Here is a 16,846-nt window from a genome sequence, read left to right as displayed (position 1 = left end):
GCCGGATCGACGGGCCGGGTCTTCGGTCCCTTGTTTCTTGCCGCGTTGTTCCCGGGCGAAGCGATCCCGCTTCCCCTCGGAACGTTCTAGGATGCAGCGCCCATGGACGCAGTCTTGAGCTTCCTCGGCCTATCGAGCCAAGCGGCCCTCGGCCTTCTCGTGGCCGTCGCCGTGTTCGCGACCTTTCTGTCGATCGCGTTGCCGCTCCTCAGCGGCCGCGAGATGAAGACGCGCATGCGCGCCGTCGCCCTTGAGCGGGACGAGTTGCGCGCACGCGAGCGCGCCCGTCTGGCGAGCGAGCGCGACACGGGACGCGGCAAGGGCTTGCGCCGGGAAGAGGACCGCTCGTTCGCCGCGCGGGTCGTGGAAAAGCTGGACCTGCGTAATGCCCTGATGGACGATGCGATGGTCACCAAGCTGAAAGTCGCCGGCCTTCGCTCGCAGCGCGCCACAACCCTGTTCCTGTTCTGCCGGGTGACGCTGCCGCTCGTGTTCGCGATCCTGGCGGCCTTCTATATCTTCGGCATCGGCGTCCTGAAGGAGCATACGCTGTCGGTGCGCGTGTTCGTCTGCATCCTGGCGGCCTATGCCGGGTTCTACGCACCCAACTTCTATGTCAGCAATCGCTCGGCCAAGCGCGGCCTGTCGCTCACCCGGGCCTGGCCGGATGCCCTCGACCTTCTTCTGATCTGCGTCGAATCCGGCAATTCCATCGAGGCGGCCTTTCGCCGGGTTGCCGACGAGATCGGCATTCAGTCCATCGAACTGGCGGAGGAACTGGTTCTCGTCTGCGCCGAGTTGTCCTACCTGCCCGAGCGCCGCCAGGCCTACGAGAACCTCGTCTCGCGAACCGGCATGGAATCGGTCCGCGCCGTCTCGACCGCGCTGATCCAGGCCGAACGCTACGGCACCCCGCTCGGCGTGGCGCTGCGCACCATGGCGCAGGAAAGCCGCGACTCGCGGATGATGCTCGCCGAAAAGAAGGCAGCCGCCCTGCCGCCCAAGCTCACCGTCCCGATGATCCTGTTCTTCCTGCCCGTCCTCTTCGCCGTCATCATCGGACCCGCCATCATCCAGATCATGCAGCGATGACGACGATACGGGCTGCTCTGCCTGCCCATTCCCCGATCCGGCATGTCGTCGTGGAGAATGCCCGGGTACAGGCTTTCGTCGCGCCGATCGTCCAGCATCCCGTCGGTTATCGCGGCGGCCCGATCCTCACGGATCCGACGCTTCAGGTCTTTCGCCATCATCGCGGCGGGGCGATCGTCGACAACTTCGCGCCCGACGCCCCACCCGGACGGTTCCTGCCGGGCGATCTGATCTATGCCGGGGCGCTCTACGATCATTTCGGACACTTCATGGCCGAGATGATCCATCGGATCCTGCCCGCACGCGCGCTGGGTCTCGGTCATCGCTTCCTGTTCGTGGGCGCTCGCGGGCACGAGCCGCATGCGTCCTTCGACCGGTTGCCGCGGCATCTGCGCGATATCCTGTCGTTTCTCGGGCTTGGTCCGGACGACGTGGTGATCGCCCTCGACGACGTGGTCGTCGAGCGCCTGCACCTCGTCCCGCAGGCTTCGCAGCATCACGGCGATCCGGCCGACTGGTATCTGGATCTCCTGAGCGCCCATTCCGGACCGGCCCTCGACGCCGCGTTCGAAGGCGTGCCGCGTCCGCAGCGGCTTTATGTCTCTCGCACAAGGCAGGCCCTGGAGGGCGGCCTCCTCGGGGAAGCCTATCTCGAGCGCTGGCTGGAAGGGGCGGGGTTCCAGCCGTTCTATCCCGAAGAGCACGGGTTCGCCGAACAGATGGACCATTATCGCAAGGCCGAGTGCGTGGTCTTCACGCAAGGGTCGGCCTGCCACGGTACGGAACTTCTGGGCCGGGAGGCGATGGCACGCGTGGTGCTGATCCCCAAGTCGATCAAGGCCGGCTTCTTCGAACGCGTTCTGGCGCCGCGGGCGCGCCGTTTCGCGCAGGCGGGCAGCCCCGATCAGGTCGGAACGATGTACTACGACGCGGCGACGCGATTTCAGCACATCCATCTCGGCGTATCGCTGGTCGATCTCGCCGCGGTGTCGCGCTGCCTCGACGGCATGGGGATCTCTTGTCCCCCGTTTCGTCCCTGGGCTTATCGGCGAGCCGCCGCGCGGGACTTGCGGCGGTACATGGCGGGAGCGAGGGCGGCGCGAGGCCCGGATCGCCCACAGGCCTTGCGGCTGATCGCCTCCTTCATGCGTCGCATGCTGGGTGACGGCTTGCGCCCGCAGCCTCGCGCGTAGCGAACCGGATCAGCCCCGGTCTTCGGCCGCGAGTTCGGACCAGGTGTTCTTCTGCGACAGCATCTGCCGGAGGTAGGCGACGTTGGCCTTGGCTTCGTCAGGGCTGAGAACGGCGGACGCTGTGCGCTCGGCTTCGTCGAAACGTCCCTGCAGGCCCATGACCAGCGCGAGGTTCTGGCGCACGCGCGCATCGGCGCCCGGCAGGTCGACGGCGCGCGACAGGGTGCTCTCCGCCTTCGGCAGGTTGTTGGCCAGGAGATAGGACATGCCGAGGTTCGACAGGACCGACGGCTCGTTCGGCTCGAGAACGAGCGCCTTCTCGTAGAGGACGCGCGCCTTCTCGGGCTGGCCGAGCTGGTCGAGGATCGCGCCCTCGGCCGAAAGGAGGCGCCAGTCGGGGCGGTCCGGCGTCTGGGCGCGGCGCACGGTCTCCAGCGCCTTCGGCAGATCGCCGGCCGCCGCCAGCGCCTTGCCGTAGGCCGACAGGACGTCGCGGTCGTCGGGATGGGCGATCGCCACCTGCTGCATGACGGCGAGCGACTGCTCGTTGCGCCCGGTCATCTGAAGGGCCGAGGCGAAGGCGAGGCCGGTGCCCTTGTCCTTCGGGTTGCCTTCGTAACGCGCCCCGTAAGCCGTCACCGCGCCTCTGAGTTCGGCGGCCGACATATCCGCCAGCGGCTTCTCGCCGCGCAGGGCGCCTGAGGTGCTCGAGGCTGTGGACGGCGAGATCGATCCCGTGTGCATGCGCGACGTCTGGTTGCAGCCGGCAAGCATCGCAAGCGCGAGAAGGCCCGCGCCCAGCGCCGCCCTCCTTGCGTGCGGAGCCGAGCGGGCGTAGGCCGCATCCTGAAGCGAGGCGGCGGACCGGCTGAATGGTTCGATGGCGCGCATGGGTCCCGATCCGGCTGTGCAGTCTGTTGTCTGAGCCATAAATCGTTAACCTTACCGCTCCCTTAATCCTTCGGAGCGCAGACGAGGACCCGATCCGCGATGACCAGCCGTCTCCTGTCCGCCGGTGCCACCGCCCGCCCCATCCACGTGGCAGGGGAGGGCGAAGCCGGCGACCTGCCGGGGGTGCTCGGCACCTGGGCGCAGGCGACCGGCTGGAAGGCGAGCGCCGGGAGCGTCCTCGTGAGCCCAAGTGCCGACGGGGGCCTGGGGGCCGCGGCGCTCGGGATCGGCGCCCGGGATGTCGGTCTCGCGGAGCGCTCCCTCCTGACCGGCGCGCTGGCCACCGGCCTGCCTTCGGGTGACTGGGCGCTCGCCGACGGTCATGACCTCGATCCGGACCTTGCCGCGCTCGGCTTCCTCCTCGGCGCCTATCGCTTCGATCGCTACCGCACCAAGCCGGCCGACGAAGGCGCGCGGCTCGTCCTGCCCGCGGGTGCCGACGAGGCGCGCGTGCGCCTTCGCGCCTCCGCCGTCGATCTCGTGCGCGATCTCGTCAACACGCCGACGAACGACCTCGGGCCGGACGGCATCGAGGCGGCCGCGCGGGCGCTCGCAACGGAGTTCGGTGCCAGCGTTTCGGTGACGCTCGGCGACGAACTCCTCGCGGCCAACTTCCCGATGATCCACGCGGTCGGCCGGGCGAGCGCGGTCGCGCCGCGCCTGATCGACCTGCGCTGGGGGCGGGCCGACGCGCCGCGCGTGACGCTCGTCGGCAAGGGCGTGGCCTTCGACACGGGCGGGCTCGACATCAAGCCGGCCTCCGGCATGCTCCTGATGAAGAAGGACATGGGGGGCGCCGCCAACGTTCTCGGCCTCGCGCGGATCGTCATGGGCGAGCGGCTGCCGGTCCAGCTGCGCGTCCTGATCCCGGCCGTCGAGAACGCGATCGCCGGCAACGCCTTCCGCCCCGGCGACGTCCTGGCGAGCCGCAACGGCAAGACGGTGGAGATCGGCAACACGGATGCGGAGGGGCGTCTGATCCTGGCCGACGCCCTGTCGCTCGCCGACGAGGAGGCGCCGGAGATCCTGATCGACATGGCGACGCTGACGGGCGCGGCGCGCGTCGCGCTGGGACCCGACCTGCCGCCGTTCTACACCGACGACGAGGCGCTCGCCGCCGACATCGCCGCGGCGAGCGTCTCGGTGCACGATCCGCTCTGGCGCCTGCCGCTCTGGAAGCCCTACGCCCGCAACCTCGCCTCCAAGATCGCCGACATCAACAACGTGACCACCGACGGTTTTGCGGGATCGGTAACGGCGGCCCTCTTCCTGCAGGGCTTCGTGACCCGCGCGAAGTCATGGGCGCATTTCGACGTCTTCGGCTGGCGGCCGCAGCCCGGTCCGACCGGCCCGGCCGGCGGCGAGGCGCAGGGGATCCGCGCGCTCGCCAAGGTGCTGCAGGAGCGTTATCCGTCCTCTTGAAACGGCCTCAATTCCTCTGTCCATTGACCGGACCGGCTCCGAAACGAGAGCCGGGCTCGGTGGGGACCGTGAATGGGGATCGAAATCCGTCCGGCGCAGGCGCTGCGTCTGCTGCACGGAAATGCATTGAAGCAGACGCGCGAGGCGGGGCTCGACCTGACGACCCGCCAGACGGCGATCCTGCTCACCGTCTATCTCGAGCCGCCCCCCCACACGGTGCGGGGGCTGGCCGAGAAGCTGAAAGTGACCAAGCCCGTGGTGACGCGGGCGCTCGATACGATGGGGCGCATGGAACTTCTGGAACGTCGGCGCGACCCGCAGGACCTGCGCAACGTGCTCGTGCGCCGCACGGTGAAGGGCAGCCTGTTCGTCTCGCAGATGGCCGACCGTCTGGTCGACGAGGCGGGAGGACTGACCCGATGACCGTGGCGCTGGATCGCCGGCTCCATGCCGCACGAGCCGATCTCGCCGACGAACGGCTGCGCGGGCAGGTGAAGGCAGACCGCTTCGTGGCCGGCGAGCCCGGCCATGTCGATGCGCCGATCGCGGACCTCCGCCGCCATCCCTCGCCGGACGCCCCTCTCGAGACGCAGGCGCTCCATGGCGAAGCGCTCACCATTTTCGAGGAAACGCCGGAAGGCTGGTGCTGGGTGCAGCTGACGCGCGACCGCTATGTCGGCTGGATGCCGACGGCGGCGCTGCTGGCTGGTCCCGCGCCGGCGGCCACCCACCGCGTGCGTGTGGCGCGCACCTTCGTGTTCCCCGGCCCCGACATCAAGCGGCCGCCAATGCGCGAACTGATGCTCGGAGCGAGCGTGAGCGTGCGCGGCGAGGCGACGGACCCCAATGCCACCTATGCGCTCATCGCGCCGTTCGGCGCGGTTGTGCGGCAGCACCTCGAACCCGCCGATGCCCGCGCGGCCGACTTCGTTTCGGTGGCAGAAGGGTTCCTCGGCGTGCCCTATCTCTGGGGAGGCAAGTCGTCGTCCGGTATCGACTGCTCGGGGCTGGTGCAGCTTTCGCTGGGGATGGCGGGCGTCGAGGCCCCCCGCGATACCGATCTCCAGACTGCGTCGCTGGGAACCGAGGTGCCGTCCAGCGAGCCTCTGCAGCGAGGCGATCTCGTATTCTGGCGCGGCCATGTCGGCATCATGCTGGACACTGAGACGCTTCTTCATGCCAACGCCCATCACATGATGACCGCGGCCGAGCCGCTGGCCGAAGCGGAGGCACGGGCGCTCGCCAAGGGCTCACCCGTCACGGTGCGGCGCCGCCTCGGCCCAAGCCTTCAGTAACCCGCGCTGCGGTCCACGACGTTGTCGAGGCGCTCGCCGCGCCGGTGCGCCGCGATCTGCGCCATGATGATCGGCGCGAGCGCCGCCGGATCGGACGAGGCGGCGGAGTGGGGCGTGACGAACACGCGCGGATGGCGCCAGAGCGGGCTGTCGGAGCCGAGCGGCTCGCGCTCGAAGACGTCGAGCGAGGCTTCCATGAGCCGCCCGTCGTTGAGCGCACGCAGGATCGCCGAATCCTTCTGCAGCCCGCCGCGTCCGGCATTGACGAGCGATGGCGTGCCGAGCGGCGTCTCGCGTTTCAGCTTCGACAGGAAGCCGTCGTCGATCATGCCCCGGGTGTCCGGCGTCAGCGGCAGGAGGACGACCAGGATGTCGGCGCGGCCGAGCACCGCATCGAGGCCGTCCTCGCCATGGAAGCACTCAACCCCCTCGACGACTTTGGAACGCCGGCTCCAGCCGGATACGCGGAAACCGAGGCCTCGCAGCTTGCCGGCGGCGTCGCGGCCGAGTTCGCCGAGACCGAGGATACCCACCTCGATCTGCGAGGCCGCCGGCTGGCGCCGCTCGTTCCAGATCCGCGCCGCCTGCTGGGCCCGATAGGTCATCCCCCGGCGGTGATGATCGAGCACCCGCCAGACGACGTATTCGCTCATGCGTGCGGTGAGATCATCGGCCACGATGCGCAGGATCGGCACGTCGGGAAGCGTCTTGTCCTGGAGGATGTGATCGACGCCTGCACCCAGCGAGAAGACGGCGCGAAGGTTCGGCAGGTTGGACAGGACTCCCGGCGGCTGCTTCCAGACCACGGCATAGTCGATGCTCTCGTCGGCCGCGCTCGCGGGGCGCAGCACCACCGTCTCGCCGGGGGCTGCCTCGAGCAGAGCCTCCATCCAGCGCGTGGCGTCGAAACCGGTGACGGAAAGGAGAATGCTCAAAGGTCTGCGTCCGTATGGCGTGTGTCGGCAAGGAGCTTGGCATGGGCGCGGCCATGGCGCGCGAACCAATGTGTCGCGGTCACCAGGAACCCGTTCTGCAAGGCGCCCCGGTCCACCGCGTCCAGGAGCGCCTCGAAGGGGGCGGGAATGGGCAGGATGTCTTCGTCCTCGTCGGCCTTGCCCCCCTGGCCCGACAGATGCGCCGTGTCGACGATCGCGAGGAACACCATGGCGAGCTCGTCCGTCAGTCCGGGCGTCGACAGGATGGAAAAGCAGTGCCCGATCGCGCTGGGCACGAGGCCGGTCTCTTCCGTCAGCTCGCGCGCCGCGCCCGCGGCGGGGTCCTCCCCCTCGTCGATGCCGCCGGCCGGCAGCTCCAGCGGGGCGGCATGGGGCGTTGCGAGCGCCGCGCCGATGCGGAACTGGCGGATCACCACGACGGCGTCGCGCTCGGGATCATAGGGGATGACGACCGCGCAGCGTCCGCCGCGAACGATCTCGCGGCGTACCCGGGCGCGCTTCGATTGCCCAAGCGGTTCGTGGCTCAACGTCAGGACGTCGAGCGGACGGAACCCGTCGAAGACGCGGCGCTCTTCGCTGACGTCGAAGCCGAGCGCCTGGTCCTCCAGCCGCGAGCGGTAGGTCGGCCCGCTCACTGGGCGACGTTCCCGCTGCCCGACGCCTCGATGCGGAAGGCGGCAGCCATCAGGGCCTTGGTGTAGTCGGTCTTCGGCCGCTCGAAGATCTCCTCCGCGGGCCCGCGCTCCACCACTTCGCCGCCGCGCATCACGATCACTTCGTTGGCGAGCGCGCGCACGACCTTGAGGTCGTGGCTGATGAAGAGATAGGCGAGGTCGTGCTTGCGCTGCAGGTCGCGCAGGAGATCGACGACCTGCGCCTGCACGCTCATGTCGAGCGCCGAGGTCGGCTCGTCCAGCATGACGAAGCGCGGGTTGAGCACCATGGCCCGGGCGATGGCGACACGCTGGCGCTGGCCGCCGGAGAACTCGTGCGGGTAGCGGAAGCGGGTTGCCGGATCGAGGCCGACCTCGGTGAGCGCCGAGACGACGCGCGCGTCGCGCTCGGGCCCCGAAAGCTTGCGCTGGTGCACCTGCAGCCCTTCCGCCACGATGTCGGCGATGGGCATGCGGGGGCTGAGCGAGCCGTAGGGGTCCTGGAAGACGATCTGGATGCGGTCGCGCCAGTCGCGCATCTCGCGCGAGGACTTCGTGTCGATCCGCTCGCCGTCGAAGCGGATCTCCCCCTGGCTCGCGATCATGCGGCAAAGGGCAAGGCCGAGGGTCGTCTTGCCCGAGCCCGATTCGCCGACGACGCCGACCGTCTGGCCGGCGCGCACTGCGATATCGATGCCGTTGACGGCCTTCACGTGGTCGGTGATGCGTCGCATGAGACCGGTTCGCACGGGGAACCAGACCTTCACGCCCTTGCCCTCCATGACGAGCGGCGCGTTGACGTTGGCGGCGGGCGGGCGGCCCTTCGGCTCGGCGGCGAGAAGGTGCTTCGTATAGGCGTGCTGCGGGTCGGAGAAGATCTCCGCCGTCGGCCCGGTCTCCACGATCTCGCCGCGATACATCACGCAGACCCGGTCGGCGATCCGTCGCACGATGCCGAGATCATGGGTGATGAAGAGGAGGCCCATGTCGCGCTCGGCCTGGAGCGTCTTCAGGAGTTCCAGGATCTGCGCCTGCACCGTGACGTCGAGCGCCGTGGTCGGCTCGTCGGCGATCAGGAGGTCGGGCTCGTTGGCGAGCGCCATCGCGATCATCACGCGCTGGCGCTGGCCGCCGGACAGCTGATGGGGATAGGAGCCGAGGCGCTTTTCCGGCTCGCGGATGCCGACTTGGACGAGAAGCTCCAGCGTTCGCTCGCGCGCGGCCTTGTCGGATAGGCCGCGATGGATCTTCATAACCTCGCCGATCTGCCGCTCGATCGTGTGGAGCGGGTTGAGCGAGCTCATCGGCTCCTGGAAGATCATCGAGATCTTGTTGCCGCGCACGCCGCGCAGTTCCTTGTCGGGCGCGGCGATGAGGTCGCGCCCCTCGAAGAACACCGCGCCGCCCGGATGGCTGGCGGAGGGGTAGGGCAGGAGCTTCAGGATCGAGAGGGCCGACACGGACTTGCCCGAGCCCGATTCGCCGACGAGCGCCACGGTCTCGCCCTTGGCGATCGAGAAGGACACACCTTTGACGGCAAGGCTCGTCTCGCCGTTCTGGTGGAAGGCGACCTGGAGATCGCGCACGTCGAGAAGGGGCGAGGCGGCGGTGCGGGGGGCGATCTGGCTCAAGGGGCGTTGGTCCTCTCAGGCCGGACGGGGCAGGGGGTCGTGGGAGTGGCGATGCTCCCTCGCGTGGTCATGGTGGTCGTGGCCGTGCGCATGGGCATGATCGTGGTGTTTGCCCGGTCCGGCATGGTCGTGATGGTCGTGGGCGTGCCCACTCCCGCATTCGCTGTCCGCGTCGGCGCAGCGACCGTGCTCCAGTTCGACCGTGGCATGGTCGATGGAGAAGGCCGTGCTGAGTTCCGCCTTTACTCGCCGCACCACGTCGGTGCCTTCGGTATCCTCCGGCACGCAGACATGCAGCGTCGCGGCACGCCGGCGCGGGGTGATCATCCAGACGTGGACATGGTGCACGTCCTCGACACCGGCCACCCTTTCGCGCAGGCGCCGCCCGACCTCCGTGCCATCGACGCCGGCCGGGGCGCCTTCGAGGAGGACATGGGCGGATTCGCGCACGAGACGCCAGGCGTTGGTGAGGATCAGCAGGCACACGAGGACGGACAGGATCGGATCGATCTGGGTCCAGCCCGTCGCCATGATGACGAGCGAGGCGACGATCGCGGCGACGGAGCCCAGGAGATCGCCCAACACATGGAGCAGGGCTCCACGCATGTTCAGGTCCTCTTTGTCGCCGCCGTGGAGGACGAAGAAGGCCGCGATGTTGACGAGGAGGCCCCCGATCGCGACCACCAGCATCGGCCCCGCCAGTATCTCGACCGGTTCGGCGTAGCGCCGCCACGCCTCGTAGATGATCACCGCCGTGATGCCGAAGAGGACGAGGCCGTTGGAATAGGCGACGAGAATCTGGAACCGGTCGTAGCCGTAGGAACGCCTTGCATCCGCCGGTCGAAGCGCGAGCCGCGCGGCGGCGAATGCCAGAACCAGCCCGGCGAAGTCCACGAACATGTGGCCGGCGTCCGCCAGGAGTGCCAGCGAGCCGGAGATCAGCCCGCCGACAATCTCGGCCAGCATGAAGAGGCCGGTGAGCGCCGCGGCGATCCCGAGCCGCTTGGTGCCGGCATGCGCCGCGTGGTCGTGATGATCGTGGCCGTCGGCGTGATCGTGGGAATGGCCGTGATGGGCGCTCATAGCTGTCTCACCGGAAGCTCTTGCGGGGGTCGAAGGCGTCGCGCACCGCCTCGCCGACGAAGACGAGAAGCGAGAGCATCAGCGACAGGACCACGAAGCCCGAAATGCCGAGCCAGGGCGCTTGCAGGTTGTTGCGCCCCTGCGCCAGGAGTTCGCCGAGCGAAGGCGAACCGGGCGGCAGACCGAAGCCGAGGAAGTCGAGCGAGGTGAGCGTCGTGATCGAGCCGTTCAGGATGAAGGGCAGGAAGGTCAGCGTCGCGACCATGGCGTTGGGCAGGAGGTGCCGGCCCATGATGGTCCAGTCGCCGACGCCAAGCGCCCGGGCGGCGTTGACGTATTCGAAGTTGCGCGCGCGCAGGAACTCGGCGCGCACGACGCCAACGAACGCCACCCAGGAAAACAGGAGCATGATGCCGAGCAGGATCCAGAAACCCGGCGGCAGGATCGCGGCGACGATGAGGAGGAGGTAGAGCACCGGGATCGACGACCAGATCTCGATGAAGCGCTGGAAGAGTAGGTCCACCCAGCCGCCGAAATAGCCCTGCACCGCACCCGCGAAGACGCCGATCACGGCGGACGCCGCCGTCAGCACGAGGCCGAAGAGGACCGAGACCCGGAACCCGTAGATCAGGCGGGCCAGCACGTCGCGCGCCTGGTCGTCCGTGCCGAGCCAGTTCCAGTTGCCGACGACGCAGTTGGGGTCTGACACCCCGCCGGGATAGCGCGCGCAGCGCTCCTCCTTCGAGAAGGTCCAGGAGGGCGGCGAGGGCGCGGGCGTCGGGATCTCGTTGTTGACGCTCTGGTAGGAGTAGCGGATCGGCGGCCAGACCATCCAGCCGTTGGCGGCGATCTCGTCCTGGATGAACGGGTCGCGGTAGTTGGTGACGGGCAGGAAGCCGCCGAAGACCTCTTCGGGGTAGTCGGTGAAGATCGGCGCGTAGTACGCGTCTTTGTAGGAGATCAGGATCGGCTTGTCGTTGGCCACGAACTCCGCGAACAGCGTCACGACGAAGAGGATCGCGAAGATCCAGAGCGACCACCAGCCGCGCCGGTTGGCCTTGAAGTTCTGCCAGCGGCGCTGGTTGAGCGGCGACAGGCGGGGCGGGCGGCCCATCGCCACGACGGGCGGCGCGTTCTGCGCGACGCCGCTGGCGCCCCCTTGCGCCTCGCGCAGCATCGCGGGCTCCGGCGGACGGTCCTTGGCGTTACGCTCTTCCACGGTATTGGTCACGGATCAGACCTCCCGCCGCTCGAAATCGATGCGCGGATCGATCCAGGTATAGGTGAGGTCGGAGATCAGGGTCGTCAGAAGGCCGATCAGGGAGAAGATGTAGAGCGTGGCGAAGACCACCGGATAGTCCCGCTTGTAGATGCTCTCGAAGGACAGGAGGCCAAGCCCGTCGAGCGAGAAGATGGTCTCGATCAGGAGCGAGCCGGCGAAGAAGGCCGAGATGAAGGCGCCGGGAAAGCCGGCGACGATGATCAGCATGGCATTGCGGAAGACGTGGCCGTAGAGGACGCGCCGCTCGGTGAGGCCCTTGGCGCGCGCGGTCGTCACGTATTGCTTGCGGATCTCGTCGAGGAAGGAGTTCTTCGTCAGCAGCGTCGTGGTCGCGAAGGCCGAGAGCGACAGCGCGATGAGCGGCAGCGTCAGGTGCCAGAAGTAGTCGACGATCCGCTCCGGCCAGGACAGCTGCGCCCAGTTGTCGGAGGTGAGGCCCCGCAGCGGGAACCAGTCGAGGAACGAGCCGCCCGCGAACAGGACGATCAGGAGCACGGCGAATAGGAAGCCGGGAATGGCGTAGGCGACGATGATGACCGCGCTCGTCCAGGTGTCGAAGCGCGTGCCCTCGTGCAGCGCCTTGCGGATGCCGAGCGGGATCGAAATCACGTAGGACAGGAGCGTGATCCAAAGGCCGAGCGAGATCGAGACGGGGAGCTTCTGCAGCACGAGATCCACCACGGTGGCGTTGGAGAAGAAGCTCGTGCCGAAGTCGAAGCGGGCGTAGTTCCAGATCATCTCGCCGAAGCGCTGGTAGGCGGGCTTGTCGAAGCCGAACTGCTCCTCCAGGCGCTTGATGAACTCGGGGTCGAGCCCTTGCGCGCCGCGATAGCCGGACGTCTCGCCGCTCTGCGCGGCCATGTCGCCGCCACCGCCGCCGAGGCGATCCGCCGCGCCGCCGCCCTGGCCCTGAAGGCCGGCGATCACCTGCTCCACCGGCCCACCCGGCGCGAACTGGATGACCACGAAGGACACGGCCATGATGCCGAGCAGCGTCGGGATCATCAGGAGAAGGCGTCGGAGGATGTAGGCTGCCATTCACCGGTTCCGTTGCGCGAAGGCTGGCATCGGCGGGACTACGCCCGGCCGGCCGCCCTGGCCTTGGATTCGTCGTACCACCAGAGCTGTTCCACCGGGAAGCCGTAATCGGGCATGGTGGGTGCCATGCCGAACATGTCCCACCAGGCGCTGGCATGACCCTCGGCGTGGATGTTGGGGATCCAGTCGAGGCGCCAGCGCAGGACCCGGTCGAGAACGCGCATCACGAGCGTCAGCTCGTCGCGGCTCTTCGCCTCGCCGATCCGGTCGAGCAGCTTGTCGACGGCGGGGCTCGCCATGCCGGGATAGTTGTAGGAGCCCTGGCGATCGCGGGCCTGCGAGCCGAAGAAGATCGACAAGCCCTCGCGCGTCGGCGTTCCGTTGAAGCCGAAGCGGCAGAGAATCATGTCGAAGTCGAAGCGGCTCAGCCGGTCCTGATACTGCGCGGCGTCCACCACGCGCATCGTGGCGTCGATGCCGAGAAGCTTCATGTTCTCGACCATCTTGCCGTAGACGCGGCCCTGTTCGGGATCGTTCAGAAGATATTCCAGGCGGAACGGCTGGCCCGCGGCGTCGATGAGGCTCGAGCCCCGGCGCGTCCAGCCTGCGGCGGTCAGAAGCTCCGATGCTTCGCGCAATGTGCGGCGGTCCCGGCCGGACGCGTCGGTGACGGGTTGCGTCCAGACCTCGCCGAAGACCTCCGCGGGCAAGTCCGCACGGAGCGGCTCCAGGATCGCCAGTTCCTCCGGCGAAGGGGCGCCGGTCGCCACGTAGTCCGACAGCACGAACGGCGACTGCGAGTGCTGGCGCAGGCCGAACAGGAGGTTGGCGTTGGTCCACTCGAAGTCGAAGCACAGGTTGATCGCGCGGCGCACGCGCGCGTCCGCGAACTGTGCCCGGCGCTGGTTCAGCGCCCAGCACTGGAAGTTCGGCCATTTCTCGCCGGGGAGGATGTCGCGCTTGACGCGACCGTCCTGAATGGCGGGAAAGTTGTATTCGCTTGCCCAGGCTCTTGTCGTGAACTCCTCGCGATAGGTGACGTCGCCCTTCTTGAAGGCCTCGAGCGAAGCCTGGCGATCGCGGAAGCACTCGACGCGGATCGTCTGGAAGTGACCGAGCCCCTTGGCGAAGGGCATGTCCCGGCCCCAGTAGTCGGCGCGCTTCTCGTATTCGATGAAGCGGCCGCCGACGAACCGGCCGACCTCCCAGGCACCCGAGCCCGGGATGGCCTCGAAACCACCTTGCGTGAAGGGTCGGTCGGCGAAGAAGGCGGCCGGCACGATCGGCATCGACAGGGCAGCCAGCGCGCTCACCACGGTCTGCCGCCCGGAGAAGACGATGCGCACCGTCCGCTCGTCCTCGGCCGCGACTTCGGTCACCTCGACGAGCTGGATCGCCATCGCGGGATGCCCGTCCGTCTTCAGCGTCTCGTAGGAGAACACGACGTCGGCGGCGGTCACCGCGGCGCCGGTCGAGAAGCGTGCTTCGGGTCGAAGCCTGAAGGTGAAGCGGTTGCCGTCGGCGGAGACCGCGACGCTTTTCGCCAGCAGCCCGTAGAGCGCGTCCGGCTCGTCCAGCGTCGAGAGCATCAGGCCCTCGTAGAGCATCTCCATGCGCGGCGGCGCGTTTCCCTGCAGCACCAGGGTGTTGAACGTATCGAACGTGTCCGGCGATTGGTTGAAGAACCAGCTCGGCACGGTGAAGGTGAACCGCCCGCCCTTCGGCGCGTCGAGGCTGGCATAGTCGAAATGTGTGTAGCCCACCGGATATTTCAGATCGCCGAAGGCCGAGATGCCGTGCAGCGGCGTGTCGCTCGGATTGTCGGCGAAGGAGAGGCGGGGCAGGGCGGCCGAGGCGGCGGCCGCCAGCGCGAGCTGGCCGAAATGGCGTCGGCTCAGCCGGATGAAACTGTCCGTCATCCCCGACGCCTCACGGCCGCGTCGGCGGGATGGCGGGCGCGGCCGCCGGATCCGGCGCATCGGCGGCCGCCTGATCCGCCGGCGTGTCGACGGGCACCTCGCCCTTCACCCACCAGGAGAACGGATCGACGCCGGCATAGGCGGGACGCTTCTCCGGCATGCCGAACTTGTCCCACCACGCCAGCCAGACGCTGGGATTGTGGTACTGCGGCACGACGTAGAAGTTCCACAAAAGCACCCGGTCGAGCGCGTGGGTGGCCGCGACGAGACTGTCGCGGTCCGGCGCGTAGATGATCTTCTCGATGATCGCGTCGACCACCGGATTGCGGATGCCCGGCGAGTTGCGGCTGCCCGGCTGGCCGGCGGCGGCGCTCGACCAGAAATCGCGCTGCTCGTTGCCGGGAGACAGCGACTGCGCCATGACGTCGGTCACGATGTCGTACTGGAAGTCGTTGCTGAGCGCCTGATACTGCGAGGCGTCGACGATGCGCGTCGTGGTCTCGATGCCCAGCCGCTTCAATTGGTTGGCGAAGGGGTCGATCACCCGGCTCGACGAGGGGTCGGCGGCCAGGAACTCGATGCGGAACGGCTCTCCCCGCGCGTTGACGAGTTGCGAGCCCTGTCGCTTCCAGCCGGCCTGCGTCAAGAGCTCGAAGGCCTCGCGCAGGTAGGTGCGCTCGGCGTTCGGCTGGCTGTAGTCCGGCAGCGTGAAGGGTGTCGTGAAGACCTCCGCCGGAACCTGGTCGCGCAGCGGCTCCAGGATCCGCAGTTCCGCCTCGCTCGGCAGGCCGGACGAGGCGAGCTCGGTGCCCTGGAAGTAGCTCGTGGTGCGGGCGTACTGGCCGTAGAAGAGCGACCGGTTCATCTCCTCGAAATTGTAGGCGAGGGTGAGCGCGCGCCGGGTGCGCGGGTCGGCGAACTTCTCGCGCCGCGTGTTCAGGACGAAGCCCTGCATCGGCTCGCCCGTCTCGGAAGCGATCGCTTCCTTTTTCACGCGTCCGTCGCGAAAGGCCGGGAAATCGTACCCCTGCGCCCAGCGTCCGGCACTGTTTTCCGAGCGGTAGTCCGAGAAGCCGCCGCGCTTGAAGGCCTCCCAGCCGGCGCTCTGGTCGCGGAAATAGGTGTAGCGGATCTCGTCGTAGTTGTAGCGGCCGACGCGCGGCCCCTTGCCGGCCGCCCAGTAGTCGGCCACGCGCTCCCAGGTGATGGTGGCGCCCGGCTGGTACGCCTTGACCCGATAGGGGCCCGACCCGACCGGGATCTCGAGCGTCGGGTTGTCGATGTCGCGCTTGCGCCCCTGTGCGTCGGTCCCTTCCCAGAAATGCTTCGGCAGCACCACGAGATCGCCCATGATGTTGGGCAACTCGCGGTTTCCGGTCTGGTTGAACCGGAAGGTGACCTCCCGCTCGCCGGTCACGGCGGCGCTCGTGACGTTGTGGTAGTAGTTGGCATAGAGCGGCGACAGGCGCGTCACCGTCTCGAACGTCCAGACCACGTCGTCCGCGGTGATGGGCTGGCCGTCCTGGAACGTCGCCGCTGGATCGAGGCGGAAGGTCACCGACGAGAAGTCGGCGGGATAGCGCATCGCCTCCGCGATCAGCCCGTGGCTGACGCCCGGCTCATCCAGAGCCTGATCCATCAGTGTGTCGTAGGCGATGCCGCCGCCGAAGGCGGCGAAGCCCGCCGCCGGGGTGCCGCGGACGGGAAACGGATTGAAGCTGTCGAACGTGCCGGCCGCCTGCAGGTTGAGGCGCCCGCCCTTCGGAGCGTCCGGGTTCACGAAGTCGTAATGCGCGAAGTCGTTGCCGTATTTCGAGGGCCGGATCAGGGACGACCAGGTTCGCCACTCCCCGGCTTCCTGCGCCGCTGCGCCGGTGGCCGGCGCGGCTGGCGTGTCCTGCGCAAGCGCCGGGGCCGCCGACAGGGCCAGGAGAGCGGTCAGGGTCAGGGCGGACACGGCGCGCGAGACTGGCGGCAAATCGATCTCCATGCGGCAGGGCAGGTCCGGCACGTTTCAAACGCCGGATGAGCGGACCCCGCCCGAGCTTTGTGGCCTTCCTCGGGCGAAAGGCGCGTCTGACGAAAGTGTAAGCTTCGCCGGAGCCCTGTCCACCCGTGCGGCGGGCCGGACCGGTCCCGCAAACGAAGAAAGCCGGACCTTGCGGCCCGGCTTTCCGGAGATCGGTGCGATGGTGGCGCCGGTTACTGGGCCGGCGCCGGTGTTGCGCCGTCGGCGGGCGCCGCGGCCGGGGCCGGGGCGGCGGGGGCAGCAGGAGCCGCAGGCGCTGCCGGAGCGGCGGGGGCCGGTGCGGCAGGCGTCGCGGCCTCCGG

14 protein-coding genes are annotated in these 16,846 nt (G+C 68.5%); 5 read left to right on the top strand and 9 right to left on the bottom strand.

The features are described 5' to 3' along the window. The first annotated feature begins 102 nt into the window (after positions 1-102). Both AUL34_RS20910 and AUL34_RS20905 read left to right on the top strand, forming a co-directional pair. A complete protein-coding gene (locus AUL34_RS20910; RefSeq protein WP_061938446.1) occupies positions 103-1,092 on the top strand; it encodes a type II secretion system F family protein in 990 nt (329 codons plus the stop codon). Continuing rightward, the gene (locus AUL34_RS20905; protein WP_061938443.1) at positions 1,089-2,285 is read left to right on the top strand and encodes a glycosyltransferase 61 family protein; all 1,197 of its coding nucleotides are present in this window, start codon (positions 1,089-1,091) and stop codon (positions 2,283-2,285) included. The genes AUL34_RS20910 and AUL34_RS20905 overlap by 4 nt, the downstream gene beginning before the upstream one ends. 9 nt (positions 2,286-2,294) lie before the next feature. Here the strand turns inward: AUL34_RS20905 and AUL34_RS20900 are convergent, their stop codons facing one another. Next, positions 2,295-3,176, bottom strand: a complete 882-nt coding sequence (locus AUL34_RS20900) for a tetratricopeptide repeat protein (protein ID WP_082653558.1) — start codon at positions 3,174-3,176, stop codon at positions 2,295-2,297. A 99-nt stretch (positions 3,177-3,275) separates the two neighbouring features. Between AUL34_RS20900 and AUL34_RS20895 the strand changes: the two genes are divergently transcribed. From AUL34_RS20895 to AUL34_RS20885, 3 genes are all read left to right on the top strand, one after another. Further along, the gene (locus AUL34_RS20895; protein ID WP_061938440.1) at positions 3,276-4,658 is read left to right on the top strand and encodes a M17 family metallopeptidase; all 1,383 of its coding nucleotides are present in this window, start codon (positions 3,276-3,278) and stop codon (positions 4,656-4,658) included. A 72-nt stretch (positions 4,659-4,730) separates the two neighbouring features. Further along, the gene (locus AUL34_RS20890) at positions 4,731-5,081 is read left to right on the top strand and encodes a MarR family transcriptional regulator (protein ID WP_061938438.1); all 351 of its coding nucleotides are present in this window, start codon (positions 4,731-4,733) and stop codon (positions 5,079-5,081) included. Continuing rightward, positions 5,078-5,953: a C40 family peptidase gene (locus tag AUL34_RS20885; protein WP_061938436.1), complete on the top strand. Its 876-nt coding sequence runs from the start codon at positions 5,078-5,080 to the stop codon at positions 5,951-5,953. Before AUL34_RS20890 ends, AUL34_RS20885 begins: the two co-directional genes overlap by 4 nt. On the opposite strand, the gene AUL34_RS20880 is transcribed toward AUL34_RS20885, so the two are convergent. The 8 genes from AUL34_RS20880 to AUL34_RS20845 form a co-directional block, all read right to left on the bottom strand. Next, entirely contained in the window at positions 5,947-6,843 is an 897-nt protein-coding gene (locus tag AUL34_RS20880) for a glyoxylate/hydroxypyruvate reductase A (protein ID WP_061938513.1), read from the bottom strand. The genes AUL34_RS20885 and AUL34_RS20880 overlap by 7 nt on opposite strands. A gap of 41 nt (positions 6,844-6,884) precedes the next feature. Continuing rightward, entirely contained in the window at positions 6,885-7,544 is a 660-nt protein-coding gene (locus AUL34_RS20875) for an NUDIX domain-containing protein (RefSeq protein ID WP_061938434.1), read from the bottom strand. Then, positions 7,541-9,193 (bottom strand): ABC transporter ATP-binding protein, encoded by a 1,653-nt coding sequence (locus AUL34_RS20870; protein WP_061938431.1) that lies wholly within the window; start codon positions 9,191-9,193, stop codon positions 7,541-7,543. The genes AUL34_RS20875 and AUL34_RS20870 overlap by 4 nt, the downstream gene beginning before the upstream one ends. A gap of 15 nt (positions 9,194-9,208) precedes the next feature. Further along, on the bottom strand, positions 9,209-10,276 hold the full coding sequence (locus AUL34_RS20865) for a cation diffusion facilitator family transporter (protein WP_082653557.1): 1,068 nt from the start codon (positions 10,274-10,276) through the stop codon (positions 9,209-9,211). A 7-nt stretch (positions 10,277-10,283) separates the two neighbouring features. Further along, on the bottom strand, positions 10,284-11,390 hold the full coding sequence (locus AUL34_RS20860; RefSeq protein ID WP_192845808.1) for an ABC transporter permease: 1,107 nt from the start codon (positions 11,388-11,390) through the stop codon (positions 10,284-10,286). A gap of 120 nt (positions 11,391-11,510) precedes the next feature. After that, complete coding sequence (locus tag AUL34_RS20855; RefSeq protein WP_061938425.1) at positions 11,511-12,596, bottom strand: microcin C ABC transporter permease YejB; 1,086 nt, start codon at positions 12,594-12,596, stop codon at positions 11,511-11,513. 38 nt (positions 12,597-12,634) lie between these two features. Beyond that, positions 12,635-14,515 (bottom strand): extracellular solute-binding protein, encoded by a 1,881-nt coding sequence (locus AUL34_RS20850; RefSeq protein ID WP_061938511.1) that lies wholly within the window; start codon positions 14,513-14,515, stop codon positions 12,635-12,637. 10 nt (positions 14,516-14,525) lie between these two features. Beyond that, positions 14,526-16,505 (bottom strand): extracellular solute-binding protein, encoded by a 1,980-nt coding sequence (locus AUL34_RS20845; RefSeq protein WP_192845807.1) that lies wholly within the window; start codon positions 16,503-16,505, stop codon positions 14,526-14,528. Positions 16,506-16,846 lie beyond the last annotated feature (341 nt).

The sequence above is a fragment of the Aureimonas sp. AU22 genome, from assembly GCF_001463745.1.
Classification (GTDB): Bacteria; Pseudomonadota; Alphaproteobacteria; order Rhizobiales; family Rhizobiaceae; genus Aureimonas.
Note: the sequence above shows the minus strand (reverse complement) of the source record. Positions and strands in the feature narration are given on the sequence as shown.